Raw genomic sequence first — 25,965 nt, forward strand, 5'->3', positions numbered from 1 at the left:
GGAGAGAAACGCACACATGGACCACAGCTCGACCGGGCACTACCCGGCCGCGTCGCTGCCCCCGGCCTACCTCAGGCCGGGGTCGTCGTCGTTCACCGATTTCCTCCGCGCCCAGGCCCCCGAACTGCTGCCGTCGAGCCGTCCGCTGCCCGAGGGCAGCGTGGTGCAGGCTCCGCACGGCACGACCATCGTCGCCCTCACGTTCAAGGGCGGCGTGGTGATCGCGGGCGACCGGCGCGCCACGATGGGCAACGTGATCGCCCAGCGCGACATGAAGAAGGTGTTCATCACCGACGACCACTCGGCGGTGGGCATCGCCGGCACGGCGGGCATCGCGGTCGAGATCGTCCGGCTCTACGCGGTCGAGCTCCGGCACTACGAGAAGATCGAGGGTGTCTCGCTGTCGTTGGACGGCAAGGCGAACCGGCTCTCCGCGATGATCAAGGGCAACCTCGACGCCGCGCTCGCGGGCCTGGCGGTCGTGCCGCTGTTCGCGGGCTTCGACACCGCCGCGCCGGACCCGGACCGCGCGGGCCGCATCATCTCCTACGACGTGACCGGCGGGCGGTACGAGGAGTCGCAGGGCTACCAGGCCGTCGGCTCCGGCTCGCTGTTCGCGAAGTCGGCGATCAAGAAGCTCTACGACCCCGACGCGGACGCCGAGGCCGCCACCAGGACCGCGATCGAGGCGTTGTACGACGCGGCCGACGACGACTCGGGCACCGGCGGTCCGGACGTGATCCGCAAGATCTACCCGGTGGTCGTGACGATCACCGCCGAGGGCGCGGTCCACCTGTCCGACGCGGACACCGCCACGCTGGCCGAGTCCGTCGTCGAGGGCCGTCGGGCCAAGCCGTCGGGCTGAGCGCCGTGTCGAACCACCACCCCACCCGCATCCGCCGAGCCCGGGAGCCGCAGCAGTGACGATGCCGTTGTACGCCTCACCCGAGCAGATCCTCCGCGACCGCGCGGAGTACGCCCGGAAGGGCATCGCCCGAGGCCGGAGCGTCGTCGTGCTCCGGTACGCCGACGGCGTGCTGTTCGTGGCGGAGAACCCGTCCGCGACCCTGCACAAGGTGTCCGAGATCTACGACCGCATCGCGTTCGCCGCGGTCGGCCGCTACAGCGAGTTCGAGAACCTGCGCCAGGCGGGCATCCGGTTCGCCGACATCCGCGGGTACCAGAACGACCCGCGCGACGTGACGTGCCGCTCGCTGGCGAACGTGTACGCGCAGACCCTCGGCTCGATCTTCGCCGAGCAGATCAAGCCGCTCGAGGTGGAGATCTGCGTGGCCGAGGTCGGCGTCGAGCCCGAGCAGGACACGCTGTACCGGCTGACCTACGACGGTTCGATCGTGGAGGAGCCGCAGTACGTCGTGATGGGCGGCCAGGCCGAGGCGACGGGCACCGCGCTCAAGGACGCCTACACCGAGGCCCAGTCGCTGGCCGACGCCGTGCGCACCGCGGTGAAGGCCCTCAGCGCCGGCAGCACCACCACCGGCAACGGCAAGCCCGACCTCCTCGACCGCGGCAAGCTGGAGGTCGCGGTCCTGGAACGCGCCCGGCCGCGTCGCGCGTTCCGCCGCATCACGGGCGCCGCGCTGGCGGCACTGCTGCCCGGTGACGACCCGGCGCCCGAGGCCGCGGCGGAGGAGCCGCCGGCCAAGGGCGGCAAGAAGTCCGTGACGGACGTGAACCTCCCGCCGAACGACGACAAGGCGTAGGTCCCACCCGAGACCCCGGAGGCCCCCGACACCACGTCGGGGGCCTCCGGCGCGTTCACCGGAGCCCTCGGGGCCCGGAGCCTGGCGGGTCCGACCTGAGGAGCGAAGGGGGCACTCGAACGCGTGAATGCCCCCTTCGCCTCACCTCACGCCCGCGCCAGGGGTGACGGCAGTTCGGTGAAGTCCGCGGTCCGCTCCAGGCCGGCCAGGACGGCGAGCAGGTCCTCCGCCGGCGCGACGAGCCTGCGGGCGTCCAGGTCCAGCCAGCCGCCCGTGGTCACGACGGTGGCGGCGGTCCGGCCGTCGGCCTTGACGATCTTGTTGTGCAGGCGGAACCGCGCGCCGTCCGGCGCGAGGCCGGCCAGGCGCAGCTCCACCGCGATCGGGTCGAGCAGGCGCGTCTCGGCGCGGTAGCGGAGGTCGTCGCCGTGGGAGATCGGGCCGATGCGGCGGGCGGCGAACTCGGTCACCGGGAACCCCGCCGACGCGAAGTACCGCATCCGGTTGTCCTCCGCCGCGTCCAAGTACGCGGTGGTGCGCATGTGGCCGTTCTGGTCGACGTCCGGCCAGCGCACGTGGGTGGTGGTGGTGAAGGGCATGCGCCGAGTATGCGGATCTCCACCGACACCACCCGCGGGGCTACGCGACCGCTTCGGCCAGCAGCCGCCCAGTCCGCTCGCGCACCGCCGGCGTGTCCAGCCCGCGCACCACCACGGTGGTCCGCCGCCGCAGCACGTCGTCCACCTCGGTCGCCCACTCGTACCGCTGCGCGTGCGCCACCTGCGCCCAGATGTCCGGCCCGTCCGGGTGCACCCGGTCCAGCAACGACGGGTCGTCCAGCGCCAGCGCCAGCACCTCGTGGCTCACCGTGCCGTAGTGCGTGGCCAGGTGCCGGAGCACGTCGTCCGGCACCGACGGCAGCTCACGGCCCAGCTGCGCGCTGACCCGCTCGGGCAGGGCCGCGCCCGGCAACGCCGCCGGCACGCCGTCGAACGCGTGCGACAGGTCCCGGCCCAGGGCCTCGCCGACCCGGGCCAGCACCGACGCGCCGATCCGCCGGAACGTGGTCCACTTGCCGCCCGCCACGCTGATCATCCCGCCACGCCCGCGGGTGATCACGGTCTCGCGCTTGGCGTGGCTGGTGTCGCCGGACCCGCCGGGCAGCACGCGCAGCCCGGCGAAGGCGTACGCCAGCCGGGAGCGGTCCAACGCCGACCCGACGATGCCGACCGACGCCTCACCGAGGATCTGGTCGACGTCGGCGGGCGAGCACCGCACGTCGGCCGGGTCGCCCTCGTACGGCTCGTCGGTCGTGCCCAGCAGCAGCTGGCCCTCCCACGGGATCGCGAACGACACCCGCACGTCGTCCACCGGGATGGTCATCGCCGCGCGCCACGGCGTGTCCGTCCTCAGCACCAGGTGCGAGCCCTTGGACAGCCGGATGCTCGGCCCGGCCGCCGGGTCCTCCAGCCGCCGCACCGAGTCCAGCCACGGCCCGGTCGCGTTGACCACCACCGACGCGTCCAGCCCGAACGACCCGCCGTCCACCTTGTCGCGCAGCTCGACACCGGTCACCAGCCCGCCGCGCTTGCGCAGCCCCACCACCTCGACGTGGTTGAGCAGCACGGCGCCGGCCTCGGCCGCCGCACGCGCCGCCGTGATGGCCACGCGCGCGTCGTTCATCTGGTGGTCGTAGTAGAGCGCCGCGCCCCGCAGACCCGATGTGCGCAGTTGGGGCACGTACTCGACGGCCCGCCGCGCCGACAGCACCTTGCCCACGCCGTCGCCGAACCCGGACAGGGCCGAGTACAGCACCACGCCCGCGCCGAGCACCGACCGCGAGTGCGGCCCGCCCCGGTACACCGGCACCAGGAACGGCAGCGGCCGGACCAGGTGCGGCGCCAGGTGGTCGCCCAGCGCGCGCCGCTCGGCGTGGTTCTCCCGCACCATCGGCACCGCGCCCGGACCCATCGCCAGGTACCGCAGGCCGCCGTGCACCAGCTTGGACGACGCGCTGGACGTGGCGCCCGCGAAGTCGCCCGCCTCCACCAGCGCCACCCGCAGACCCGACCGCGCCGCCGCCCACGTGGTGGCGATGCCCAGCGCGCCGCCGCCGATCACGACCAGGTCGAAGGCGCCGTGTCCCAGCGCCTCGCGCGCCCTGGCCCGTTGCTCACTCATCGTTGTCGTCCTCGTCCATCCAGCCGACGGTCCGCTCGACCGCCTTCTTCCACTTGCGGTAGCCCTTGTCACGCGTCTTCGCGTCCATGGTCGGCAGCCACTCGGCGGCCTTGTGCCAGTTCTCGCGCAGGGTCTCGGTGTCCGACCAGTAGCCGACCGCGAGGCCCGCCGCGTAGGCCGCGCCCAGGCACGTGGTCTCGGCGACGATCGGCCGCACCACCGGCACGTCCAGCACGTCGGACAGGAAGCCCATGAGCAGGTTGTTGGCCGTCATGCCGCCGTCGACCTTCAACGCGACCAGGTCGACGCCCGAGTCGGCGTTCATCGCGTCCACGACCTCGCGGGTCTGCCACGCGGTCGCCTCCAGCACCGCGCGGGCGAGGTGGCCCTTGTCGATGTAGCCGGTCAGGCCCGCGATGACGCCGCGCGCGTCGGACCGCCAGTGCGGGGCGAACAGGCCGGAGAAGGCGGGCACGAAGTACGCGCCGCCGTTGTCCTCGACCGAACGGGCCAGCGTCTCGATCTCGGCCGCGCTGGAGATCAGCCCCATCTTGTCCCGGAACCACTGCACCAGCGCGCCGGTGACGGCGATCGCGCCTTCCAGCGCGTACGCGGCCGGCTGGTCCCCGATCTTGTAGCCGACCGTGGTGAGCAGCCCGTTCTCCGAGACGACCGGTTTGTCGCCGGTGTTGACCAGCAGGAAGCTGCCGGTGCCGTAGGTGCACTTGCCCTCGCCGGGCGAGTAGCAGGTCTGGCCGAACAGCGCCGCCTGCTGGTCGCCGAGCGCGGACGCCACCGGGACGCCCTCCAGCGTGCCGGTGGCGTGGCCGTAGACCTCGGCGGAGGAGCGGATCTCCGGCAGCATCGCCTTGGGCACGCCGATCGCGTCGACCAGCTCGTCGTCCCAGTCCAGCGTCTCCAGGTTCATCAGCATGGTGCGGCTGGCGTTGGTGACGTCGGTGACGTGGCGGCCGGTGAGCTTCCAGATCAGCCAGGTGTCCATGGTGCCGAACAGCACCTCGCCGCGCTCGCCGCGCTCACGCAGGCCGTCCACGTGGTCGAGCAGCCAGCGGACCTTGGGTCCGGCGAAGTAGGTGGCCAGGGGCAGGCCGCACTTCTCCCGGAACCGGTTCTGCTCGCCCAGCTCCTTGACCAGCTGGTCGGTGCGGGTGTCCTGCCAGACGATCGCGTTGTGCACGGGCTTGCCGGTGGCCCTGTCCCACACCAGCGTGGTCTCGCGCTGGTTGGTGATGCCGACGGCGGCCAGGTCGCGCACGGTCAGCGACGCCTTCTGCAACGCGCCGTGCACGACGTCGAGCACGTTGACCCAGATCTCCTCGGCGTCGTGCTCGACCCAGCCGGGCCTGGGGAAGATCTGCCGGTGCTCCTTCTGCGCCACGGAGACGATCCCGCCGCCGTGGTCGAAGACGATGCAGCGCGAGGAGGTCGTGCCCTGGTCGATCGCTGCCACGAAGGACCGGGTGGAGTGGGTGCTCACGGTGGGACGCTCCTCAGTAGACGGCGATGTCGACGAGCCCGGCCAATGCTCCGCCGATCAGGGGACCGACGACGGGGATCCAGGCGTATCCCCAGTCCGATCCACCCTTTCCGGGGATCGGCAGGACGGCGTGCGCGAGGCGCGGGCCGAGGTCGCGCGCGGGGTTGATGGCGTAGCCGGTGGGTCCGCCGAGGGACATGCCGATGCCGACGACCAGCAGGGCGACGATCAGCGCGCCGGTGCCGGAGGTCTCCAGGCCCTTGGTCTGGCCGGTCGCCAGGATGACGAACACCAGCACGAACGTGGCGATGACCTCGGTGGTCAGGTTCTGCGCGCGGTGGCGGACCTCGGGGCCGGTGGCGAAGACGCCGAGCACGTCGCCGGTGTTGGCGCGGAACTGGCCGAGGTAGGCGAGGTAGCACAGGACGGCGCCGGTGAACGCGCCGAGGAACTGGGCGGTCAGGTAGAGCGGGACGGTGCCCCAGTCGCCGTTGTGGATGGCCAGGCCGACGGTGACGGCCGGGTTGAGGTGCGCGCCGGACAGCGGCGCGACCGCGTAGGCGCCCGCGAGCACCGCGAAGCCCCAGCCGAACGTGATCACCACCCACCCCGCGCCGTGGGACTTCGACTTCGCCAACACCACGCCCGCGACCACGCCGTTGCCCAGCAGCAACAACAACGCGGTGCCGAGGAACTCACCGATGAAGATCGACTGGCTGGTCATCCACGCGCCCTCTCTGGCCTGAATGCCGTTCGACAATGTCGTACGGTGCGCGTGAATCCTGTGCCGACGCTCAACAAGATGTCAACCCTTCCGGAACGCCCGCGTCACCAGGGGATGGCGCCGAGCTCGCGCGAGATGGACCGCGCGGCCTCGCGCACGTAGGACACGAGGTCCGTGCGCGGCTGCTTGTCCTCGTCGCACAGCCGCTCGACCGGCCCGGAGATCCCGACCGCGCCCACGGTCACCAGCCGCCGGTCCCGGATGGGTGCGGCCAGCGACACCTCGCCCTCGACCAGCTCCTCGACCTCGGACGCCCAGCCGCGGTGCCTGACCTGCTCCAACGCGTCGCCGAGCCGGTCGAGGCCGGTGATCGTGGCGGCGGTGTAGGCCTTGAGGGGCTCGGCCTCGGCGAGGCCGAGGCCGACCGGGTCGTCGGCGAGCAGGACCTTGCCCAGCGCGCTGGCGTGCGCGGGGAGCAGCGCGCCCACTTCGAGGACCTGCCGCGAGTTGTCCGGGCGGAAGACGTGGTGCACGACCAGCACCTGGTTCTCGTGCAGGGTGCCGATGCGGACGCTCTCCATGCTGCGCGAGGCCAGCGAGTCCGACCAGTTCAGCGCGCGGGTGCGCAGCTCGTTGCCGTCGAGGTAGCTGCTGCCGATGTGGAACAGCGCCGCGCCGAGCCGGTACTTGCCCGTGTCCGGCGACTGCTCGACGAACCCGACCAGCTGCAACGTCCGGAGGATGCCGTGCACGGTCGGTTTGGGCAGCCCGAGGGCACGGGCGAGCTCCGCCACCCCCATCTGCCGCGCGCCGCTCGCCAGCAGCCGCAACACCGCGGCTGCCCGTTCGATGGACTGGATGGGACCGGGCACGCGATCACTTTACCGCGTCACCGTTCGACCATGTCGAACCACGATGCCCGCCTTCGGGTCAGCGGCGTTCCGGGGCCGGCCCGAGCGGGCATCGGCACTCGGGCGGCATGTCGACGCCGTCCGCGATCCGCTCGATCGTGTCCAGCGCGGGCAGCCGCCGGCGCGACGGTGTGGCGTCACAGCTCCAGCGACCAGGTCTGCGCCTCCACGTCGCACCCGAACAAGCGTTCCGGCGTGCTCCCGACCATCCGGAAACCGGCCTTCTCGTAGAGGTGCCGCGACGCCGCCAGTCCCGCCACGGTCCACAGCTCCACCCGCTCGTACCCGACCCGGCGGGCGAAGCGGAGGCACTCCTCCACCAGCCGCGCGCCGATGCCCAGCCCGCGCGCGGCCGGTTCGACGAGGAGCAGCCGGAGCTTGGCGGTGCGGTCGTCCACCCTCACGCAGAAGATCGAGCCCACCGGTTCGCCGTCGACCTCGGCGATCCACGCCGCCTCGTGGTCGGGGGAGTGGCGCCGCCCGTACTCGCCCACCACCCCCGCCACCAGGGCCTCGAAGGTCTGGTCGAAGCCGCACTCCTCCGCGTACCGGACCCCGTGCCGGTTGACCACCCAGCCCAGGTCGCCCGGCCGCAACGGCCGCAGCAGGTACGCCCGGGGCACGCCGGTGAGAAGGCGTTCGACCTTCCGCATCGCCGCCGCCAGCTCGACCCGGTCCGACGGCGGCACCCGGTCCAGCAGCGCGCCGATCTCCGCCTCGGACCGGGCGTCCAGGTCGGCGAACACCGACTCGCCGCGCGGTGTCAGGGCGACGACGTGGCGGCGCGAGTCGCGCTCCGACGCCGTGCGGGTGACGAGGCCGTCCCGGTCGAAGGAGGACAGGATGCGGCTCAGGTAGCCGGCGTCCAGGGACAGCGCGGTCCGGAGGTCGGCCGCCTCGCGCGCGCCCGCGGCCAGCTCGAACAGCACCCGCACCTCGGTCAGCGAGTACGGCGAGGCCAGGTAGCCGCGGTCGAGCACGCCGATCACACCGGTGTAGAAGCGGTTGAACGCGCGGACGTCCGCGACCGTCATCGTTGACTCCCTCAACAAAAACGTTGACAGAGTCAACCTTATCCCTGGGGTCGGTAGATGGCCAGGGCCGCCGGCCGTGACCGGAACTCGAAGGTGGACCCGGTGGGGCCGACCTCGCCGTCCGTGGCGATCGCCACCGCGCCGTCGAGCAGCCGCACGTCCAACCAGCGCGTCTCCAGGTGCGCGTAGGTCCGGCTGCGGTGCAGGGAGCCGAGCATCGCGCCGAGGAAGAACCGCGCCCGCGAGAACCGGGTGTCCGCGCGGATGTACCGGACGTCCATCAGGCCCGCGTCCAGGGCGGGCCGCATGGTCGGCGCGAAGCCCTTCGGCCGGTACGGACCGTTGCCCACGAACAGCATCCACACCAGCCGCCGCTCGCCGTTGAGCTCCACCCGCATCGGCCGCGACGTGCGCAGCACCCGGGCCAGCGCGATCGCCGCCGCCGGCCACTTGCCCCACTTGTCCTGCAACTCCTCCCTCAGCCGCACCATGTCGGGGTAGCCGCCGAGGCTCGCGGTGTTGACGAACCAGCGCGGCCCGTCGCCGTCGACGGACACCGCCGAGAGGTCCACCAACACGCCGTCGCCGTCCGCGACCGCCCGCGCGGTGTCGTCCAGCCCCTGGACGCCCACGTCCCGCGCGAAGTGGTTCAGCGTCCCGGCCGGCACCAGCACCAGCGGCAACCGGTGCGCCGCCGCCAGCGCGGCGACCGCCGCCACCGACCCGTCGCCGCCCGCCACCCCCAGTGCCTGCGGAGCGTGATCGGCGATCACCGTGTCGAGATCCTCGATTCCCACGATCGTGGCTTTGGGCCATTCGTGCACGATCCGGTCCGTCGGGTCGTCCGCGCCCATGCCCGCGCTCGGGTTCACCACGACCACGAGACCCTCGCCGTCGACCAGGGCCGCCAACGACCGGTGCTCGCGCGCCGTCGCGGGCTCGGTCCGCCCCAGCGGCCACCACCGCCTGGTCAGGAGGGCCGCGCCGACCCCGATCGCGGCGCCGGCGGCCACGTCGGACGGCCAGTGCACGCCCGTGTGCACCCGCGAGTACGCCACCGCCGCCGCGACCGGGGCGATCGCCACCGCCAACGCGGGCGACTCCATCGCCACCGCCGTGGTGAACGCCGCCGCCGACGCCGCGTGCCCGGACGGGAACGACGACGACGTGGGGCGCTTGGTCAACCGCCGGGGCGCCGACAGCAGGTCGGCGGCGGGTCTGCGCCGCGGGAACAGGCGCTTCGCGACCAGGCTCGCGGAGAAGCTCGCGCCCCCGATCGCGGCCGCCCCGCGCAACCCCGCCCGCCGCGTCACCCCCTTGCGCACGGCCAGCACGGCCGCCACCACGAGCCACAACGCGCTGTGGTTGGCGGCGCGCGACAACCTCTTCATCCCCACGTCGAAGGAGGAGGCGCGCAGTCCCCCTGTTCGGGTCATCAGGGCAAGGTCCAGGCGGTTCACTCGTCGGAGCACAACAGGAACGTTATCCGCGAAAACGGCGCGACGCCCGATTGGATCACTGAGGAAAGCTCTGAATGCGCCTACTGTTAGGGGATGCAGCGGCGGATCTTCGGCATTGAGACTGAGTTCGGGGTGACCTGCACCTTCCACGGGCAGCGCAGGCTGTCCCCGGATGAGGTCGCGCGTTATCTGTTCCGCCGGGTCGTCTCGTGGGGACGCTCGTCGAACGTCTTCCTGCGCAACGGCTCTCGGCTCTACCTGGACGTGGGCTCGCACCCCGAGTACGCCACGGCGGAATGCGACGACCTCGCCCAGCTCGTCACGCATGACAAGGCTGGTGAGCGGATCCTCGAAGACCTGCTCGTCGACGCCGAGCGCAGGCTCGCCGACGAGGGCATCGGGGGAGACATCTTCCTGTTCAAGAACAACACCGACTCCGCGGGCAACTCCTACGGTTGCCACGAGAACTACCTGGTCGCGCGGGCGGGGGAGTTCTCCCGCATCGCCGACGTCCTGCTGCCGTTCCTGGTGACCAGGCAGCTCATCTGCGGTGCGGGCAAGGTGCTCCAGACGCCGCGCGGAGCGGTCTACTGCCTCTCGCAGCGGGCCGAGCACATCTGGGAGGGCGTGTCCAGCGCCACCACCCGGTCCCGTCCGATCATCAACACCCGCGACGAGCCGCACGCCGACGCGGAGCGCTACCGCAGGCTCCACGTGATCGTCGGCGACTCGAACATGTCCGAGGTGACCACGCTGCTCAAGGTGGGCAGCGCCAACCTGGTGCTCGAGATGATCGAGCAGGGCGTCCAGTTCCGCGACTTCAGCCTGGACAACCCGATCCGCGCCATCCGCGAGATCAGCCACGACCTGACCGGCAGGCGCACCGTGCGGCTGGCGGGCGGCAAGGAAGCCTCGGCGCTGGACATCCAGCGCGAGTACTACGAGCGCGCGGTGGAGCACGTGGCCAAGCGCGCGCCGGACCCCATGGCCGAACGGGTGCTGGAGCTGTGGGGTCGCACGTTGGACGCGGTCGCGTCGGAGGACCTGTCCAAGATCGACCGCGAGATCGACTGGGCCATCAAGTACCGGCTGATGGAGCGCTACCAGGCCAAGCACGACATGGACCTGTCCAACCCGCGCATCGCCCAGCTCGACCTCGCCTACCACGACATCCGGCGCGGCCGGGGCATCTTCGACCTGCTCCAGCGCAAGGACCAGGTGGAGCGGGTGACCGACGACGTCGAGATCGAGGCCGCCAAGGACACCCCGCCGCAGACCACGCGGGCCAAGCTGCGCGGTGACTTCATCGCCGCCGCGCAGGCCGCGGGCCGCGACTTCACCGTCGACTGGGTGCACCTGAAGCTCAACGACCAGGCGCAGCGCACCGTGCTGTGCAAGGACCCGTTCCGCGCCGTGGACGAGCGCGTGGAGCGGCTGATCTCCTCGCTCTAGCCGGGCGGGGCACGACGGGGCGACCCCGGGCCACGTGGTCCGGGGTCTCTCTCGGTCCGATTGACAAAATAGTTTTTTACGTACAAGATAATTTTTGCGATGAGAGACGTCCTGTACCTGGAGCAGATCGAGCAGGCCGAGGCACTGCTCAAGCCGCACCGCATCGACGTGCTGCGGCAACTGGCCGAGCCGCGGTCGTGCACCGAGGTGGCCGCCGCGCTCGACCAGACCCCGCAGCGGGTCTACTACCACGTGAAACGCCTGGTCGAAGCCGGTCTCGTGACGCAGGTGGCCGAGCGTCGCGTGCGCGGCGTCACCGAAGGCGTGTACCAGGCGAGCGCCCGCTCGTACTGGCTGTCGCCGGGACTGGTCGGCCACCTCGGGCTGCGCCGCGCGCAGGACGAGCTGAGCCTGGGATACCTGCTGGACCTCGTGGAACAGGTCCAGGCGGACATCGCGGGCCTGGACCGGACCCGGCCCGAGCTGCCGTCGCTGGGCGTGTCGGGCGAGATCCGGGTGCGGCCCGAGCAGCGGCAGCGGTTCTTCGACGACCTGAAGACGACCTTGCAGGACTTGTTCGCCCGCCACGGCGGCGCGGAGGGCGACGCCTTCCGGCTGGCCGTGGCGTGCTACCCGACGGAGGAGCAGACCGATGAGTGAGACCGTGGTCCAGCGCGCCCGCACCACCGCGCCCGTCGACCGGGTGCGCCGGGCCCTGACCGACGCCGGCGAGCTGGCCACGTGGCTGGCCGAGCACGCGGCCGTCGAGCTGCCCGACCGGTTCGAGTTCTGGGGCCGCCACACCCCCGAGGGCGACGCGCCGCACCAGGCGTTGCGGCACGTGGACGAGGACTCGCTGCGGTTCGACTGGACGATCGGCGGCGAGGACACCACCGTCGAGATCCGCTGGGCCGAGGAGGACGGCGACACCGTGGTCACGGTGTCGCAGAGCCACTTCCCGGGCTGGGACGTGGCCGTCGCGGAGACCAGCGTCCTGGGCTACCTCTACACGTACTGGTGCCTGTCGCTGGCCAACCTGGTCGACCACGTCGAAGGCCGCCCGCTCACGCCGAAGGTGGACTTCGCCACGACCGAGATGCGCGGCGAGGTGCTGATCGGCGCCCCGGTCGACGCGGTGGCCCACTCGCTGGTCGACGCCGAGGAGTACTCGCGGTGGTTCGGCGCGAAGATCGACATCGAGGCGTGGGAGGGCGGCCGGGTCGCCATGGGCGGCTTCGACGTGAACCCGCAGCCCGCGAAGGTGGTCGACTTCGAACCCGGCAAGCGGATGGGCGTCGACTGGGACGGCATGGTGTCGACCTGGGAGCTGGCCGAGTCCGCCGGCGGCACGCGGCTCACGTTCGTGCAGAGCGGGTTCGACACCGGCCGGCCGCCCTACGGCGCGTGGGCGGGCTGGCTGTCGGGCGTGGCGGAGCTGCGCCGGTTCCACGAGCTGGCCGACTGGCGGCCCATCTGGCTCCGGCCGGACGTGCCCGGCCTGCCCGAGGGCATGCTCACCGGGGGCTGAGCCGGATCAGCTTCAGCTCCACGGCGGTCCGCACGGCCGCCGTCCTGGTCTCCGCGCCCAGCTTGTCGAAGATCCGCACCAGGTGCGTCTTCACCGTCGCCTCGCTGATGAACAGGGCCTTGGCGATCTCGCGGTTCGACAGGCCGCGGGCGAGGTGGTCGAGGATCTGCACCTCGCGCTTGGTGACCGCGGGGGTGGCCGCCGGCCGGAGCAGGCGGCGCGCGATGTCGGGGGACAGCACGGTGCGGCCCGTCGACGCCTGGCGGACCGCGGCGGCCAGCTCGTCCGGCGGGCAGTCCTTGAGCAGGTAGCCGGTCGCGCCCGCCTCGACCGCGCGCACCACGTCCGCGTCCGAGTCGTACGTGGTCAGCACCACGACCTGCGGCGGGTCGGGCAGCGCGCGGACGCGCCGGGTGGCCTCCACACCGTCGATGCCCGCGCCCAGCTGCAGGTCCATCAGCACCACGTCCACGTCCCGGGTCGCGGCGAGGCGGACCGCGTCCTCGCCCGTGGCGGCCTCCGCGACCACCTCGAAGTCGCGGGACAGCAGGCCGGCCAGGCCGAACCGGACCACCGGGTGGTCGTCCACCACCAGCACCCGCAACGGCCCGGTCACGGCGTCGGCACCCGCACGGCCAGCGCCGTGCCCTCGCCCGGCGCGCTCTCCACCGCCACCGTGCCGCCCAGCTCGGCGACCCGGTCGCGGATCGCGGCCAACCCGTAGCCGCGGCCCGGCTCCGGGCGGATCGCGGCCGGGTCGAACCCGCGGCCGTCGTCGCACACGTCGAGCGTCACCGCGTCACCCAGGTACGTCAGCGTGATGACGGCGGTGGTGGCCTCGGCGTGCTCGCGGACGTTGGCCAGCGCGCCCTGCGCCACCCGCAGCAACGCCACCTCCACCGGCACCGTCAGCGGGTACGGCTCGCCCTCCACCTCGACCCGGTCGCACAGGGCGCGCAGCGCGTCGGTCAGCGTGCGGCCGGTCAGGGGCGAGAGGTCGCGGACGAACCGGCGCGCCTCGGCGAGGTTCTCCTTGGCCACCTCGCGGGCGCGGGCGGTGTCGCCGAGCTCTAGCAGCAGGGCGATGCTGGACAGGCCCTGCGCCAGCGTGTCGTGGATCTCCCGGGCCAGCCGCTGCCGTTCCCGCAGGGCGCCGGCCTGCTCCAGCAGCAGGCGGCGGTCGAAGAACACGGCGGCGGTGATCACCGCGACCCCGATCGGGCCCAGCACGGGCGCGGCGGTGTCGCGGTGCGGACGGCGACGACGATCACGGTCGACGCGGCCGTCCGGGCGGCCCAGGCGGCGCTGGACGCGGCCGAGGAGGAAGGGCGCCGGGCCGCAGAGCGAGGAGTCGGCGCGCCGCAAGGCGTTCACGTCGGTGTCGTTCAACGCGCCGACGTCGGTGCTGGCGGGTCGCGTCACCGGCGCCGGCGCGACGCTGCGCGACATCCCCGGCACGCTGTTCCTGGCCGGCGGCGTCCCCGTGGTGGCCGACGGCGGGCCGGTAGCGGGCATCGGCGTCGGCGGCGCGCCCAGCGGCGACCTGGACGAGCGCTTCGCCCGCGCCGGCCTCGCCGCGATCGGCGGCTGACCCTGCCCGGTGCCTGACCTGCGCGAACGGGGCGTCTCCCGGGCGGAACACGGCCTGGGTGACGCCCCGAAGGGCGTCGGGGCGCGGTCCGGCAATCGGCTGAATGGACCATTCACCCGCATTCAGGGCGGGGATGGCGTCACCGGGTGTTCGTCCGGGGTTAGGGTTCCGGTGTGGCCATCGCACGTGCCGAACGGCTCGTCAACCTGGTGCTGTGCCTGCTGTCGACCCGGCAGTACCTGACCGCCGAGCGCATCCGCGCCATCGTCCCCGGCTATGCCGACGCCCCGACGGACGAGGCGTTCTTCCGCATGTTCGAACGCGACAAGACCGAGCTGCGCGACCTCGGCGTGCCGCTGGAGACCGGCCGCAGCACGGGCTTCGAGGCGATCGACGGGTACCGCATCGCCCGCCGGGACTACGAGCTCGGCGACATCGACCTGGAACCCGACGAGGCCGCCGCCGTGGCGCTCGCCGCCCGGCTGTGGGACTCGCCGCAGTTCACCGGCGCCGCGCACGGCGCCCTCATCAAGCTCCGCGCCGCGGGCGTCGACGTCGACCAGGACGTCCACGTGCCGGTCGAGCCGAAGGTCCGCACCAGCGAACCCGCGTTCCCGCCGCTGCTCGCGGCCGTGCAGGAGGGGCGCGTGGTCGAGTTCGACTACCGCCGCCCGGCGCCGGTCGAGGTGCGCGCCCGCACCGTCGAACCGTGGGGCGTGGTCGCCTGGCGCGGCCGGTGGTACCTCGTCGGGCACGACCGCGACCGCGACGCGCCGCGCTGCTTCCGGCTGTCCCGCATCGTCGGCGACGTCCGCGTGGTCGGCAAGGCCGGCGCGGTGCGCCGGCCCGACCAGTTCGACCTGCTGTCGTTCGTGGTCCGCAACCAGCCCGCCGCCGACCAGCCGCCCGCCACCGCGAAGCTCTGGGTGGCCCGGGGCCGGGCGCAGGGCGTGCGCCGGCGGGCCGAGGTCGTCGGCGCCCGGGACTTCGACGGCGAGCCCGGCGACGTGCTGGAGATCGAGCTGAGGTTCCCCGACTCGGCCGCCGGGTGGATCGCGGGCTTCGGCCCCGACGTGGTGGTGCTCGAACCGGAAGTGCTGGCCAAGACCGTGCGGGAGAAGCTGCTCGGCGCGCTGCGCGGCGCGGGGGTGCGCGCGTGAACGCCGCCACCGACCGGCTGCCCCGGCTGCTCGCCCTCGTGCCCTACCTGCTGGCCCGCCCCGGCATCCCGATCGACGAGGTCGCCGCCGACTTCGACGTCACGCCCAAGCAGATCCGCAAGGACCTCGAACTGCTGTGGATGTGCGGCCTGCCCGGCTACGGCCCCGGCGACCTGATCGACCTGTCGTTCGAGGGCGAGACGGTCACCGTCACCTTCGACGCGGGCATGAGCCGCCCGCTGCGGCTGACCGCCGCCGAGGCGACGTCGCTGCTGGTCGCGCTGCGCGCGCTGGTCGAGACGCCCGGCGTGGCCGACCAGGACGCCGTGCGGCGCGCGGTGGCCAAGATCGAGGCCGCTGTCGGCCAGGCGCAACCCGCCGGCGTCGCCGTCGGCCTGGCCCTGCGGGAAGCACCCGAGACATCCCGTCTGCGGGACACCATGTCCGACGGTGTGCTGCGCAAGCGCGCGCTGCACCTGCGCTACTACACGCCGTCACGGGACGAGATCACCGAGCGGGTCGTGGACCCGATGCGGATGCTGCTGGTGGAAGGCCGCAGCTACCTGGAAGCCTGGTGCCGCGCGGCGGACGGCGTGCGGCTGTTCCGCCTCGACCGGATCGACGCCGTCGACGTGCTCGACGAGCCCGCCGCCCCGCCGCCGCACGCCACGCCCACCGACACGTCGGAGGGGTTGTTCCAACCGGACCCGTCGCAGCGCACGGCCGTGCTGGTGCTCGAACCGGACGCCCGCTGGGTGGCCGAGTACTACCCGACCGACGGCCTGGTCGAACTCGCCGAAGGCCGGGCCAGGGTGCTCATGCGGTACGCCGACACGGCCTGGATGGTGCGGCTGCTGCTCGGGTTGGGCGGTGAGGCGCACGTGGAACAACCACCCGACCTGGTGGCCGAGGTCACCCGGCAGGCGGAGGCGGCGTTGCGCCGGGCGGATCACCTCCCGGCAACCTAGGGCAAGTACGGTGGTGCCGTGCCGTACTTGCCGAGCCTCGTGCTGATCGTCCTCGGGGTGGCCGTGCTCGTCCCGACGGCGGTCCGGGTCATCCGATCCTTGCGCCGCTTCCGCGTCGCAAGCACTCTGGTGGGTGACAGGGTCGGCGATGGCGTCGGTCTGCTGCGGGCGCGCTCTGCCGCGCTCGGGGTGGCCCTCGCCGAACGGCGTCCGGATCACGCCCGTGAGGGCAAGCCCCGCGTACCATCGGTGGACCGGGGGAGACAGGAGGACAACCGTGCCTAACCTCGGACCAACCGAGCTGATCATCATCGCCGTGGTGATCATTCTGCTCTTCGGCGCGAAGAAGCTGCCCGACATGGCGCGCTCCATCGGTCGTTCGGCGAAGATCCTCAAGGCCGAGACCAAGGGCCTGCGCAGTGAGGACGACCCCCAGCAGCAGGGCACGACGACGGCGCAGCAGGTCCCCGCGCCGCAGCAGCTGCCCGTCGCCCAGCCGCAGGTGGTCCAGCAGCCGGTCGCGCCGCCCCAGCAGGTCGCCCAGCCGGTGGCGCAGCCCGTGCAGCCGCAGGTGACGCAGGTGGCCCCGCCCATCGAGCAGTCCGCGCAGAACTTGCAGAACAAGCAGAACACCAACTAGAGCCGCGTCGACGAGAGCCTAAGGACGGTCCGCACGGTGGGGGCAAGTCCGGTCCGGTGGTGGGCCCAGCGCAGGGAGCGCCGCAAGATCACGAGTCGCCGGGCCAACCCCGACGGCACCATGTCGTTGAAGCACCACCTCTACGACCTCCGGCACCGCCTGGGGTTGGCATTGCTGTTCATCGCGTGCGGCGCGATCTTCGGCTTCTTCTGGTGGAGCTGGCGGCCCCTCGGGCTGCCCAGCCTCGGCTCCATCGTCATCGACCCGTACTGCGAGATCCCGGAGACGCTGCGGCTCACCCAGGAGGGCAAGGGCTGCCAGCTGCTGCAGACCAAGCCGTTCGAGGCCTTCATGATCCGGCTGAAGGTCGGCGCCGGCGCGGGCATGGCGTTGACCGCGCCGCTGTGGCTGTACCAGCTGTGGCGCTTCATCTCACCGGGCCTGTACGCCAAGGAGCGGCGCTTCGCCGTCGTCTTCGTGGCGTTCGCGTCGGTGCTGTTCGTCGCGGGAGCCACGCTGGCGTTCTACGTCGTGCCGCAGGGCCTGGCGGTGCTGATCGGCTTCGGTGACGGGCAGTTCCTCACCGCCCTCACCGCCGGCGAGTACATCAGCTTCGTCATGACGCTGCTGCTGATCTTCGGCGTGAGCTTCGAGCTGCCGCTGGTCGTGGTGATGCTCAACCAGGTCGGCGTCGTCAGCTACGCGAAGCTGCACAAGTGGCGGCGCGGCATCGTGTTCGGCCTGTTCATCTTCGCCGCGGTCGCCACACCGGGCACCGACCCGATCTCCATGGTGGCGCTGGCCGTGGCACTCGTGCTGCTGTTCGAGCTGGCCATCCAGATCGCCCGGGTGCACGACCGGCGGCTGGAGCGCAGGCGCAAGGCCGAGGGCCTGGACGACATCCCGGACGACGAGGCCGCGCCGTTCGACTACACGCCGACGGCGGTCGAGGAGCCCTCGCCCGAACCGGCGCCGTCACCGGAGCCTGTGCCCACGCCGGAGCCTGTGCCCACGCCGAAGTCGGCGTCCGCGCCGGAGCCGCCCGGCCGGGTGCGCTACGACGACGTGACCTGAGCGAGATCACTCGATCCGGTGAAGCCTTTGTAGGCTTCGCGACCATGTCGACGTCAACGCGGGCGGCCCTGCTGGTGTGCCCCGCCTCGGGCAAGGGCAGGGCCGCCCGCATGGCCGGCACCGTCGCGGAACGGTTGCGCGGCGCGGTCGACCGGCTGGACCTGCACGTGGCGCCCACCGCCGAGGGCACCACCGAAGCCGCGCGCCGGGCGGTGGCCGACGGCGTGGACGTGCTCGTGGTCCTCGGCGGCGACGGCGGCGCGCACCTGGCCCTCCAGGCGTGCGCGGAGTCCTCCACGGCACTGGCCGTGGTGCCCGCCGGCACCGGGAACGACCTGGCCACGGCCCTGGGCGCCACCTCGGTGGACGACGTGGTGACCGCGTTGCGCGAGGGCCGCCGCGCCAAGTTCGACCTCGGGCGCGTGGAGCACGGCCCCTGGTTCGCCACCGTGCTGTGCGCGGGCTTCGACTCGGCGGTCAACGAGCGCGCGAACGCGATGCGCTGGCCCGCCGGACCCCGCCGCTACGACCTGGCGATCCTGGCCGAGCTGGCGGCGCTGCGGCCGCGACCGCTCGTCGTCGAGACCGAGGACGACGTGCTCGAACTGGACGCGCTGCTGGTCGCGGTCGGCAACACCACCAGCTACGGCGGCGGCATCCCGGTGTGCCCGGACGCCTCCCCGACCGACGGCCTGTTCGACCTGACCGTGGTGGGGGCCGCGCCACGCCGCACGCTGCTGCGGATGCTGCCCACGCTGCGCACCGGCCGGCACGTGGACCACCCCGCCGTGCGCACGCTCCGGGCCCGTTCCGCCCGGCTGTCCGGGCCGCCCTGGGTGGCCTACGCCGACGGCGAGCGGCTCAGCGGCGTGCCGTTGACGACCACGTGCGTCCCGGGGGCGCTCACCGTCGTCACCGGCGCCGGCTGAGCAGGCGTGATCGGCGCCGGCCGGGCACGCGTCACCGGTGCCGGCTGAGCACGTCGCGCTTGCGCCACGAGGCGTGCGGCTCGACCGTGCCCCGGTCGAACAGCCAGCCGGCGACGGCCAGCACCCCGCCGGCGGCGTCCAGCGGCGTGTCGTACGCCGACTCGACGGTCTCGATCTCGTGCCTGCCGCAGTCCCGGATCGCGTCGCAGCGGACCGAGATCTCGCCGTCCACCTGCCACGGCGGAGGGGGCTTGACCACGTCGCGGTGCGGATCGCGCGGCAGCGAGACGTGCACGTGGAAGGCCACCTCCTCGAACTCGGCGAGGGCCGACAGCCCCGCGTAGGGCGCGCCGGGCAGGTGGTCGAACACCAACCCCGCGCCCGGTCTGCCGAGCCGGTCGGCCAGCCGCTCGATCCGCGACTCGGCCAACCTCAGCACCGCGAGCACCGGGTCGACCTCGGCCAGGTCGGGGAACACCCACCTGAGATCGCCCTCCGACAACGGGATCGCTTCCACGGCTGTCGAGTCTGCCGCATGCCTCGCCCCTATGGTCCCTATAGCTTCAGTGTTGATTAAAGGAAGCCATCGGGGGCGCGTCGCGACGATGTTCCGGGGTCCGCTGCGGATCTGAAGCGATTTTGTCGGTCCCATATGACAGCCTGGACAGGTGTCAAGCACTCCGCGGTCTCCAGCCGACTCGTACGCGGACTTCCGCCGCCGCTCGTCCCGACCCAAGCTGGCCGACTTCCTGGGGGTCATCTCGTTCGAACTCGACCCGTTCCAGGAACGCGCCTGCGAGGCGTTGGAGGACGGGCACGGCGTGCTGGTCTGCGCCCCGACCGGCGCCGGCAAGACGGTCGTCGGCGAGTTCGCCGTCCACCTGGCCCTGTCCGAGGGCCGCAAGTGCTTCTACACGACGCCGATCAAGGCCCTGTCGAACCAGAAGTACGCCGACCTGGTCGCCCGCTACGGCGCCGCCAAGGTCGGCCTGCTCACCGGCGACACGTCGGTCAACGGCGACGCGCCCATCGTCGTGATGACCACCGAGGTCCTGCGCAATATGCTGTACGCGGGCTCCTCCACGCTGAACACCCTCGCGTACGTGGTCATGGACGAGATCCACTACCTCGCCGACCGGTTCCGCGGCCCGGTGTGGGAGGAAGTGATCCTGCACCTGCCCGAGTCCGTGCGGCTCGTCGGGCTGTCCGCCACCGTCAGCAACGCCGAGGAGTTCGGCGAGTGGCTGGTCGAGGTGCGCGGCGACACGACCGTCGTGGTCGACGAGCACCGGCCCGTGCCGCTGTGGCAGCACATGATGGCGGGCGGCCGGATGCTGGACCTCTTCGCCGGAGAGGGCCCCGACGGGCACACCCGCATCAACCCGCAGCTGCTGCGGCACACCGAGGACCTCTCCCGCTTCCACGTGCCGTGGAGCCGCAACCGCAACAACAAGGACCAGCGGGGCCGGCCGCCGCGCGGCTCGGGGTTCAAACCGCCATCACGGGTCGACATCGTGCAACGGCTCGACGGCGCGGGCCTGCTGCCCGCCATCGACTTCGTGTTCAGCCGCGCCGGCTGCGACGCCGCCGTGCTCCAGTGCGTGCGGGCCGGGCTGCGGCTCACCTCGGTCGACGAGGTCGAGCGGATCCGCGAGGTCATCGAGGCGAAGACCAAGGACCTGCCCCAGGGCGACCTGATGGTGCTGGGCTACTGGGAGTGGCGCGAAGCCCTGGAACGCGGCATCGCCAGCCACCACGCCGGCCTGCTGCCCGCGTTCAAGGAAACCGTCGAAGAGCTGTTCGTCAACGGCCTGGTCAAGGTCGTGTTCGCCACCGAGACCCTCGCGCTGGGCATCAACATGCCCGCGCGCACCGTCGTGCTCGAGAAACTGGTCAAGTACAACGGCGAGGCCCACGTCGACCTCACCCCCGGCGAGTACACGCAGCTCACCGGCCGCGCGGGACGGCGCGGCATCGACGTCGAGGGCCACGCCGTGGTGGTGTGGCAGCCCGGCGTCGACCCGAAGGCCGTCGGCGGCCTGGCGTCCACCCGCACGTACCCGCTGCGGTCGTCGTTCCGGCCCGGCTACAACATGGCCGTCAACCTGGTCAACCAGCTGGGCGCGGCGGCGGCCCGGGACATCCTGGAGCAGTCCTTCGCCCAGTTCCAGGCCGACCGGTCGGTGGTCGGGCTGGCCCGGCGGATCGAGCGCAACCGCGAGGCGCTCGGCGGCTACGCCGAGGCGATGACGTGCCACCTCGGCGACTTCACGGAGTACGCGTCGCTGCGCCGCCGGGTTGCCGAGCGGGAGAAGGCGTTGGCGCGGCAGAACACCTCGGCGAAGCGGGCCGAGGCCGCGCAGTCGCTGGAACGGCTGCGCAAGGGCGACGTGATCGCCGTGCCGTCCGGGCGGCGGTCCGGGCTGGCCGTCGTGATCGACCCGGGGCTGGAACCGCTGGGCGAGGCGCGTCCGTTCGTGGTGACCGAGGACCGGTGGGCCGGCCGGCTGTCGTCCGCGGACTTCCCCCTGCCGGTGGAAGTGCTCGGCAAGATGAGGCTGCCCAAGCAGGTCGACACGCGGTCGCCCAAGTCGCGGCGCGACCTGGCGGCGTCGTTGCGCGCCACCGGGATCGTCGCGCCCGCCATGCGCAAGCGCCGTTCGACGGCGGACGACGACGCGGAGCTCGCCACGTTGCGGCGGGCGTTGCGCGCCCACCCGTGCCACGGCTGCGAGAAGCGCGAGGAGCACGCCCGCTGGGGCGAGCGGTACCACCGGCTGCTGGCCGAGACCGAGCAGGTGGAGCGCAAGGTCGCGGCCACCACGCACTCGTTGGCGCGCGAGTTCGACCGCATCCGCGGCCTGTTGCGCGAACGCGGCTACCTGCACGTCGAGGAGAACGGGCCCGGCGAGGAAGTCACCGCCCACGGCAAGCGGCTGACCAGGCTCTACAGCGAGTCCGACCTCCTGGCCGCGGAATGCCTGCGGCACGGCGTGTGGCGCGACCTCGACCCGGCGGAACTCGCCGCGGTCGTGTCGGCGCTGGTGTACGAGGCGCGCCGGGACGGCCCGCTGGAAGCCAGGCTGCCACCGGGCAAGGTGGCCGACGCGCTGACCGCGACCGCGCGGCTGTGGGCGGAACTGGAGGACGACGAGCGCAGGCACCGGCTCGACCGGACCCGGCAGCCCGACCCGGGGTTCGCGTGGGCCGTGTACCGGTGGGCGCGCGGCGAGTCGTTGGAGAAGGTGCTGTCCGCGGCGGAGGAGAACGGCTCCGAGCTGGGCGCGGGCGACTTCGTGCGGTGGTGCCGGCAGGTGATCGACTTCCTGGACCAGATCCGGGACGTCGTCGGCGGCGGTGATCCGGTGGGCGCCGCCGCGCGGAAGGCGGTGGACGCGTTGCGCCGGGGAGTGGTGGCGATGGCCACCGTTTGACAAAGCTTTGCGGGGCGGGTGGGTACTGTCAGCACACCTGTGGTTTGATCGCGCCCGCAAGCCTTGAACAGCTTGTCCAGATCGTTGTCCAGACCGACCTTGTCCAGACCGACCGTCGGAGGCCGAGCATGACCAGTCCGTACGGACCGTCCGGAGGGAACGACCCGCAGCCGCAGTGGGGCCAGCAGCAACAGCCCTACGGTGGTGGGTACCCGGGCACGCCGTCGGGTGGTTTCCCCGCTCAGCAGCCCAATCCTTACGGGCAGCCGGATCCCTCGCAGCAGCAACAGCAACAGCAGCAGTGGGGGCAGCAGCCGGGTCAGCAGCCGTACACGCAGCAGTACCCCGCCGGGTACGACCCGAACAACCCGCAGTCGAACCCGTACGGGCAGCCGCAGCAGGGTCAGTACGGCCAGCAGCCGGGGCAGTTCGGCCAGCCGGGTCAGCCCGGCCAGTTCGGTCAGCAGCCGGGCCAGTACGGGCAGCCGGGGCAGTACGGCCAGCCGCCCGCGCCGAAGAAGTCCAGCGCCGTGCTGTGGGTCGTGGTCGCGCTGGTCGTGCTGGTGGTCGCGGCCGTCGGCATCACCGGTTTCGTCGCGCCGGGGTTCTTCAACACCAAGGTCTTCGACCAGGCGGCCGTGCAGAACGGCGTCGTCGGCGTGCTGAAGGACGACTACAAGATCTCCGACGTCGAGGGCGCGACCTGCCCCGCCGAGCAGGAGGTCAAGCCGAACACGACCTTCGAGTGCAAGGTGAAGGTCGGCGGCAAGGACAAGACGGTCAAGATCACCGTGAAGACCGAGGACGGCGAGTACGAGGTCGGCCAGCCCGCCGGCTGACCTCCCGGTCCACGCCTGAGGCCACCCCCGCTCTCTCGACGCGGGGGTGGCCTCGTGCTCTGTCGTGGACGTGCATTCTCGGGCGATGGAACTCGTTAGCGGTGCGAGCGACTCTGAGGCACCATGCCGGGGTGACCGACCACGACATCCGCGTGCTGGACGACTCCCGGTACCGGACCGCCCACACCCTGTTCCGCGGCACGCTGCACCACACGCCCGCACCCGACGACCAGTGGAAGTTCGCCCAGGAGTCGTACCACGAGGGTCGCGCGTTCGGCGCGTTCGCCGACGGGGAGATGATCGGCACGCTCCAGTCGTTCCCGTCGCGGCTGGCCGTGCCGGGCGGGGCCGTCGTGCCGCACGCCGCCGTGAGCCGGGTCGGGGTTCGGGCGGACTGGACGCGCCGCGGTGTGCTGAGCGCGATGCAACGGGCGCAGCTGCGGGCGCTGCGGTCGGCCGGCGACGTGGTCGCCACCCTGCGCGCCTCCGAGACCGCCATCTACGGCCGGTACGGCTACGGCGTCGCCACCAGGTACCGGTCCCTGCGCATCGACCGGCTCAAGGCCGCGCCGCGCACGCGCCCCGTCGGCCGGGTGCGGCTGGTCGAGGGTGAGGCGGGGGAGCGGATCGCGCGGGGGCTGTTCGACGAGCTGTCGCCGGGCCGGGCGGGCACGATCGCCCGGTGGCCCGCCTGGTGGAGCCTGAACGTCCGGCGCGTGGCGGCCGAGGAGAACGTCAAGATCGCGGTGCGCTCCGGCGCGTCCGGCGACGACGACGGCTACGTGGCGTTCAAGGTCGCGCCCGGCAGGCACGACTCGAACGAGGACAAACCGACCACGCTGATGGTCCTGGACCTGTGGGCCCGCAACGCCGAGGCGTGGGCCGACCTGTGGCTGTTCGTGCTCGGCGTCGACCTGGTGGCGGAGATCTCGGCGTTCGGCAGGCCGCTGGACGAGCCCGTGCAGTGGCTCCTGGGCGACCGGCGCGCGTGCCGGGTCACCGACGAGGCCGACGAGACGTGGCTGCGCCTGCTCGACCTCCCCGCCGCCCTGGCCGCCCGCACGTACCGCCACGCCGAGCCGGTGGTGCTCGGCGTGCGCGACGCGTACCTGCCGGAGAACGCGGGCTCGTACCGCGTCACGCCGGACGGCGTGACGCGCGTCGACGACGCGCCCGAACTGGTGCTGGACGTGGACGTGCTCGGCTCGGCCTACCTGGGCGACGTGTCCTTCACCACCCTGGCCAACACCCGCCGCCTGGACCTCATCGCCCCCACCGCCGCCGCCCGCGCCGACGCGCTGTTCGAAGTCTCCACCCCACCCTGGAGCGGCACCTTCTTCTAACCCCGCCCGCGCCCCGCCCGCTCTTCCAACCCCGCTCGCGCCCTGCCTGCTCTTCCAACCCCGCCCGCGCCCCGCCCGCTCTTCCAACCTCGCCCGTGCCCCACTCGGCCCCGGCCTCAGCCACCACCCGGCCACCGCGCCCACCAACCGCCTCCGCCAGCGCCCCGCCGTCGTCGCGAGCAATCGCGCTCCGGCGCCGGCGGTTCGGGGCCCGCACCGGTGATCGCCGCCCGGTGATCACCGACGCGGCTCGGCACACGTGCTCCGGTGACCGAGGTCCGCTGGGCGGGCTGGTGGCTGGGGTTGGTGCGGCTAGCGGCGGTCCAGCGCGGACAGCAGCCTGGGCAGCGAGCTGCCCAGGCCCCAACGGCGGGTCAGCTCGGCGACGCGGTCCGGATCGGCGGGGGCCGACGGCACGACGTCCGAGCGGTCCATGACGATCTTCGCGTCGGTTGCCACGTTGACCACGGTCGGCGCGACGGCGAGGTAGTCCTGGGCGTTGAGCAGGGCGGTGCGGGCGCGGGTGGTCAGTTTGCGGTCGCGGCCGTCGTGCACGGCGTCGAGGACGGCTTGCAGCGAACCGAACTCGCTGATCAGCTTCGCCGCGGTCTTCTCGCCGATGCCGGCCACGCCGGGCAGGCCGTCGGACGGGTCGCCGCGCAGCACGGCCATGCCCGCGTACGCCCGTCCGGCGTCGTGCACCGGCAGCGCGTACTTGGCGGCCAGCTCCTCCGGCCCGAGCAACTCGGCCTTGGCCCAACCGCGGCCGAGGTACAGGACTCGCACCGGGGTCGGCTCGTCGCGCACGACCTGGAACAGGTCGCGGTCGCCGGTGATCACCTCGACCGGGTCGGCGGCCTCGCGGGCGGCGAGGGTGCCGATGACGTCGTCGGCTTCGTAGCCGTCGGCCTCGGCGGTCGCGATGCCCACCGCGTCCAGCACGTCGAGGATGATCGGCACCTGCGGGGTGAGGGTGTCGGGCACCTCTTCCTCGCCGTCGGTGGCTCCCTCGGCGACGCGGTGCGCCTTGTACGACGGGAGCGCGGCGACGCGGAACTCCGGGCGCCAGTCGGCGTCGAGGCAGGCGACCAGGCGGCTCGCCTTCCGGTCGGTGATGACCTTCGCGATCGTGTCGACGAACCCGCGCACCGCGTTGACCGGTGTGCCGTCCGGGGCGGTCATCGACTCGGGCAGCGCGTAGAACGCCCGGAAGTAGAGGCTGGCGGCGTCCATCAGGACGAGCGGGTTGCTCACCCGGGACAGCTTGCCAGAGACCTCCGACATCGCGGACCGGTCTGGCTGGTCCTGTGGACAACCCCGGATTCCCGGCCCAGCAGGGAAGGAGGGGAGGGCTGATGTGGGGGAGGCGGGGTGGAGGAGGAGGGGGAAGGAGTGGGGAAGGTGTGGAGGTGGGGAGGGGCTTGGGCATGGGGGTGGTCGCGGCGGGCCTCGTTGTTTCAACCGACGTTTCAGGG

The 25,965-nt window shown here is 72.5% G+C and carries 26 protein-coding genes; 15 read left to right on the forward strand and 11 right to left on the reverse strand.

Annotated elements, in window-relative coordinates:
- The first annotated feature begins 16 nt into the window (after positions 1-16).
- Both prcB and prcA read left to right on the forward strand, forming a co-directional pair.
- Entirely contained in the window at positions 17-865 is an 849-nt protein-coding gene (gene prcB / locus ACQPYE_RS14650) for a proteasome subunit beta (protein WP_498721724.1), read from the forward strand.
- 55 nt (positions 866-920) lie between these two features.
- On the forward strand, positions 921-1,724 hold the full coding sequence (gene prcA, locus ACQPYE_RS14655; RefSeq protein ID WP_498721725.1) for a proteasome subunit alpha: 804 nt from the start codon (positions 921-923) through the stop codon (positions 1,722-1,724).
- Positions 1,725-1,870: 146 nt separating this feature from the next.
- Here prcA and ACQPYE_RS14660 read toward each other — a convergent pair whose 3' ends face one another.
- The 7 genes from ACQPYE_RS14660 to ACQPYE_RS14690 all read right to left on the reverse strand — a co-directional run bounded on the left by ACQPYE_RS14660 (position 1,871) and on the right by ACQPYE_RS14690 (position 9,508).
- Entirely contained in the window at positions 1,871-2,323 is a 453-nt protein-coding gene (locus ACQPYE_RS14660) for an acyl-CoA thioesterase (RefSeq protein WP_498721726.1), read from the reverse strand.
- Positions 2,324-2,363: 40 nt separating this feature from the next.
- Positions 2,364-3,905, reverse strand: coding sequence for a glycerol-3-phosphate dehydrogenase/oxidase (locus ACQPYE_RS14665; protein ID WP_498721727.1), 1,542 nt, complete (start codon positions 3,903-3,905; stop codon positions 2,364-2,366).
- On the reverse strand, positions 3,898-5,403 hold the full coding sequence (gene glpK / locus ACQPYE_RS14670) for a glycerol kinase GlpK (RefSeq protein WP_498721728.1): 1,506 nt from the start codon (positions 5,401-5,403) through the stop codon (positions 3,898-3,900). Before glpK ends, ACQPYE_RS14665 begins: the two co-directional genes overlap by 8 nt.
- Before the next feature lie 13 nt (positions 5,404-5,416).
- On the reverse strand, positions 5,417-6,127 hold the full coding sequence (locus tag ACQPYE_RS14675; RefSeq protein ID WP_498721729.1) for an MIP/aquaporin family protein: 711 nt from the start codon (positions 6,125-6,127) through the stop codon (positions 5,417-5,419).
- Positions 6,128-6,231: 104 nt separating this feature from the next.
- A complete protein-coding gene (locus ACQPYE_RS14680) occupies positions 6,232-6,999 on the reverse strand; it encodes an IclR family transcriptional regulator (RefSeq protein ID WP_498721730.1) in 768 nt (255 codons plus the stop codon).
- A gap of 176 nt (positions 7,000-7,175) precedes the next feature.
- Positions 7,176-8,072, reverse strand: a complete 897-nt coding sequence (locus ACQPYE_RS14685; RefSeq protein ID WP_498721731.1) for a bifunctional helix-turn-helix transcriptional regulator/GNAT family N-acetyltransferase — start codon at positions 8,070-8,072, stop codon at positions 7,176-7,178.
- 38 nt (positions 8,073-8,110) lie between these two features.
- Positions 8,111-9,508, reverse strand: coding sequence for a bifunctional phosphatase PAP2/diacylglycerol kinase family protein (locus tag ACQPYE_RS14690; RefSeq protein WP_498721732.1), 1,398 nt, complete (start codon positions 9,506-9,508; stop codon positions 8,111-8,113).
- 117 nt (positions 9,509-9,625) lie between these two features.
- Between ACQPYE_RS14690 and pafA the strand changes: the two genes are divergently transcribed.
- The 3 genes from pafA (at position 9,626) to ACQPYE_RS14705 (ending at position 12,512) form a co-directional block, all read left to right on the forward strand.
- Positions 9,626-10,984 carry a Pup--protein ligase gene (gene pafA / locus ACQPYE_RS14695; RefSeq protein ID WP_498721733.1) on the forward strand — a complete coding sequence of 453 codons (1,359 nt, stop codon included), beginning with the start codon at positions 9,626-9,628 and terminating at the stop codon, positions 10,982-10,984.
- Between the two features lie 99 nt (positions 10,985-11,083).
- Positions 11,084-11,644 (forward strand): ArsR/SmtB family transcription factor, encoded by a 561-nt coding sequence (locus tag ACQPYE_RS14700; RefSeq protein ID WP_498721735.1) that lies wholly within the window; start codon positions 11,084-11,086, stop codon positions 11,642-11,644.
- Positions 11,637-12,512 carry an SRPBCC family protein gene (locus tag ACQPYE_RS14705; protein ID WP_498721736.1) on the forward strand — a complete coding sequence of 292 codons (876 nt, stop codon included), beginning with the start codon at positions 11,637-11,639 and terminating at the stop codon, positions 12,510-12,512. The genes ACQPYE_RS14700 and ACQPYE_RS14705 overlap by 8 nt, the downstream gene beginning before the upstream one ends.
- Here ACQPYE_RS14705 and ACQPYE_RS14710 read toward each other — a convergent pair.
- Positions 12,499-13,128, reverse strand: coding sequence for a response regulator (locus ACQPYE_RS14710; RefSeq protein ID WP_498721737.1), 630 nt, complete (start codon positions 13,126-13,128; stop codon positions 12,499-12,501). The two genes, ACQPYE_RS14705 and ACQPYE_RS14710, sit on opposite strands and share 14 nt — an antisense overlap.
- The gene (locus ACQPYE_RS14715) at positions 13,125-13,886 is read right to left on the reverse strand and encodes a sensor histidine kinase (protein WP_498721738.1); all 762 of its coding nucleotides are present in this window, start codon (positions 13,884-13,886) and stop codon (positions 13,125-13,127) included. Before ACQPYE_RS14715 ends, ACQPYE_RS14710 begins: the two co-directional genes overlap by 4 nt.
- Positions 13,887-13,890: 4 nt before the next feature.
- On the opposite strand from ACQPYE_RS14715, the gene ACQPYE_RS14720 reads away from it, so the two are divergent.
- The 7 genes from ACQPYE_RS14720 to ACQPYE_RS14750 all read left to right on the forward strand — a co-directional run bounded on the left by ACQPYE_RS14720 (position 13,891) and on the right by ACQPYE_RS14750 (position 18,874).
- Positions 13,891-14,103 (forward strand): heme-binding protein, encoded by a 213-nt coding sequence (locus ACQPYE_RS14720; protein ID WP_498721739.1) that lies wholly within the window; start codon positions 13,891-13,893, stop codon positions 14,101-14,103.
- 173 nt (positions 14,104-14,276) lie between these two features.
- Positions 14,277-15,263 (forward strand): helix-turn-helix transcriptional regulator, encoded by a 987-nt coding sequence (locus ACQPYE_RS14725; RefSeq protein WP_498721740.1) that lies wholly within the window; start codon positions 14,277-14,279, stop codon positions 15,261-15,263.
- The gene (locus ACQPYE_RS14730) at positions 15,260-16,231 is read left to right on the forward strand and encodes a helix-turn-helix transcriptional regulator (RefSeq protein WP_498721741.1); all 972 of its coding nucleotides are present in this window, start codon (positions 15,260-15,262) and stop codon (positions 16,229-16,231) included. Before ACQPYE_RS14725 ends, ACQPYE_RS14730 begins: the two co-directional genes overlap by 4 nt.
- An 18-nt stretch (positions 16,232-16,249) precedes the next feature.
- On the forward strand, positions 16,250-16,516 hold the full coding sequence (locus ACQPYE_RS14735) for a bacteriophage holin (RefSeq protein WP_498721742.1): 267 nt from the start codon (positions 16,250-16,252) through the stop codon (positions 16,514-16,516).
- A gap of 34 nt (positions 16,517-16,550) precedes the next feature.
- Positions 16,551-16,871: a Sec-independent protein translocase subunit TatA gene (tatA, locus tag ACQPYE_RS14740; RefSeq protein WP_498721743.1), complete on the forward strand. Its 321-nt coding sequence runs from the start codon at positions 16,551-16,553 to the stop codon at positions 16,869-16,871.
- Between the two features lie 120 nt (positions 16,872-16,991).
- Positions 16,992-17,945 carry a twin-arginine translocase subunit TatC gene (tatC, locus tag ACQPYE_RS14745; protein ID WP_498722914.1) on the forward strand — a complete coding sequence of 318 codons (954 nt, stop codon included), beginning with the start codon at positions 16,992-16,994 and terminating at the stop codon, positions 17,943-17,945.
- A gap of 44 nt (positions 17,946-17,989) precedes the next feature.
- Positions 17,990-18,874, forward strand: a complete 885-nt coding sequence (locus ACQPYE_RS14750; RefSeq protein WP_498721744.1) for a diacylglycerol/lipid kinase family protein — start codon at positions 17,990-17,992, stop codon at positions 18,872-18,874.
- Between the two features lie 31 nt (positions 18,875-18,905).
- On the opposite strand, the gene ACQPYE_RS14755 is transcribed toward ACQPYE_RS14750, so the two are convergent.
- Positions 18,906-19,391 carry a hypothetical protein gene (locus ACQPYE_RS14755; RefSeq protein WP_498721746.1) on the reverse strand — a complete coding sequence of 162 codons (486 nt, stop codon included), beginning with the start codon at positions 19,389-19,391 and terminating at the stop codon, positions 18,906-18,908.
- A gap of 151 nt (positions 19,392-19,542) precedes the next feature.
- Here ACQPYE_RS14755 and ACQPYE_RS14760 point away from each other — a divergent pair, with 151 nt between their 5' ends.
- The 3 genes from ACQPYE_RS14760 to ACQPYE_RS14770 all read left to right on the forward strand — a co-directional run bounded on the left by ACQPYE_RS14760 (position 19,543) and on the right by ACQPYE_RS14770 (position 24,490).
- Entirely contained in the window at positions 19,543-22,308 is a 2,766-nt protein-coding gene (locus tag ACQPYE_RS14760; RefSeq protein ID WP_498721747.1) for a DEAD/DEAH box helicase, read from the forward strand.
- 128 nt (positions 22,309-22,436) lie between these two features.
- Positions 22,437-23,147, forward strand: a complete 711-nt coding sequence (locus ACQPYE_RS14765; protein WP_498721748.1) for a DUF4333 domain-containing protein — start codon at positions 22,437-22,439, stop codon at positions 23,145-23,147.
- Positions 23,148-23,278: 131 nt separating this feature from the next.
- A complete protein-coding gene (locus tag ACQPYE_RS14770) occupies positions 23,279-24,490 on the forward strand; it encodes a GNAT family N-acetyltransferase (protein ID WP_498721750.1) in 1,212 nt (403 codons plus the stop codon).
- 312 nt (positions 24,491-24,802) lie between these two features.
- Here ACQPYE_RS14770 and ACQPYE_RS14775 read toward each other — a convergent pair whose 3' ends face one another.
- A complete protein-coding gene (locus ACQPYE_RS14775) occupies positions 24,803-25,774 on the reverse strand; it encodes a 5'-3' exonuclease (protein ID WP_498721752.1) in 972 nt (323 codons plus the stop codon).
- Positions 25,775-25,965: the final 191 nt, after the last annotated feature.

It is taken from the genome of Actinosynnema sp. CA-299493 (assembly GCF_050946825.1).
In the GTDB taxonomy this organism is placed as follows: Bacteria; Actinomycetota; Actinomycetes; order Mycobacteriales; family Pseudonocardiaceae; genus Actinosynnema.

What these genes read in the sequence shown, in the direction of transcription:
- prcB (WP_498721724.1), top strand. Translation starts at nt 17, where the DNA reads ATGGACCACAGCTCGACCGGGCACTACCCGGCCGCGTCGCTGCCCCCG.
- ACQPYE_RS14660 (WP_498721726.1), bottom strand. Translation starts at nt 2,323, where the DNA reads ATGCCCTTCACCACCACCACCCACGTGCGCTGGCCGGACGTCGACCAG.
- ACQPYE_RS14665 (WP_498721727.1), bottom strand. Translation starts at nt 3,905, where the DNA reads ATGAGTGAGCAACGGGCCAGGGCGCGCGAGGCGCTGGGACACGGCGCC.
- ACQPYE_RS14675 (WP_498721729.1), bottom strand. Translation starts at nt 6,127, where the DNA reads ATGACCAGCCAGTCGATCTTCATCGGTGAGTTCCTCGGCACCGCGTTG.
- ACQPYE_RS14685 (WP_498721731.1), bottom strand. Translation starts at nt 8,072, where the DNA reads ATGACGGTCGCGGACGTCCGCGCGTTCAACCGCTTCTACACCGGTGTG.
- ACQPYE_RS14690 (WP_498721732.1), bottom strand. Translation starts at nt 9,508, where the DNA reads ATGACCCGAACAGGGGGACTGCGCGCCTCCTCCTTCGACGTGGGGATG.
- pafA (WP_498721733.1), top strand. Translation starts at nt 9,626, where the DNA reads ATGCAGCGGCGGATCTTCGGCATTGAGACTGAGTTCGGGGTGACCTGC.
- ACQPYE_RS14700 (WP_498721735.1), top strand. Translation starts at nt 11,084, where the DNA reads ATGAGAGACGTCCTGTACCTGGAGCAGATCGAGCAGGCCGAGGCACTG.
- ACQPYE_RS14705 (WP_498721736.1), top strand. Translation starts at nt 11,637, where the DNA reads ATGAGTGAGACCGTGGTCCAGCGCGCCCGCACCACCGCGCCCGTCGAC.
- tatC (WP_498722914.1), top strand. Translation starts at nt 16,992, where the DNA reads ATGTCGTTGAAGCACCACCTCTACGACCTCCGGCACCGCCTGGGGTTG.
- ACQPYE_RS14750 (WP_498721744.1), top strand. Translation starts at nt 17,990, where the DNA reads ATGTCGACGTCAACGCGGGCGGCCCTGCTGGTGTGCCCCGCCTCGGGC.
- ACQPYE_RS14765 (WP_498721748.1), top strand. Translation starts at nt 22,437, where the DNA reads ATGACCAGTCCGTACGGACCGTCCGGAGGGAACGACCCGCAGCCGCAG.
- ACQPYE_RS14775 (WP_498721752.1), bottom strand. Translation starts at nt 25,774, where the DNA reads ATGTCGGAGGTCTCTGGCAAGCTGTCCCGGGTGAGCAACCCGCTCGTC.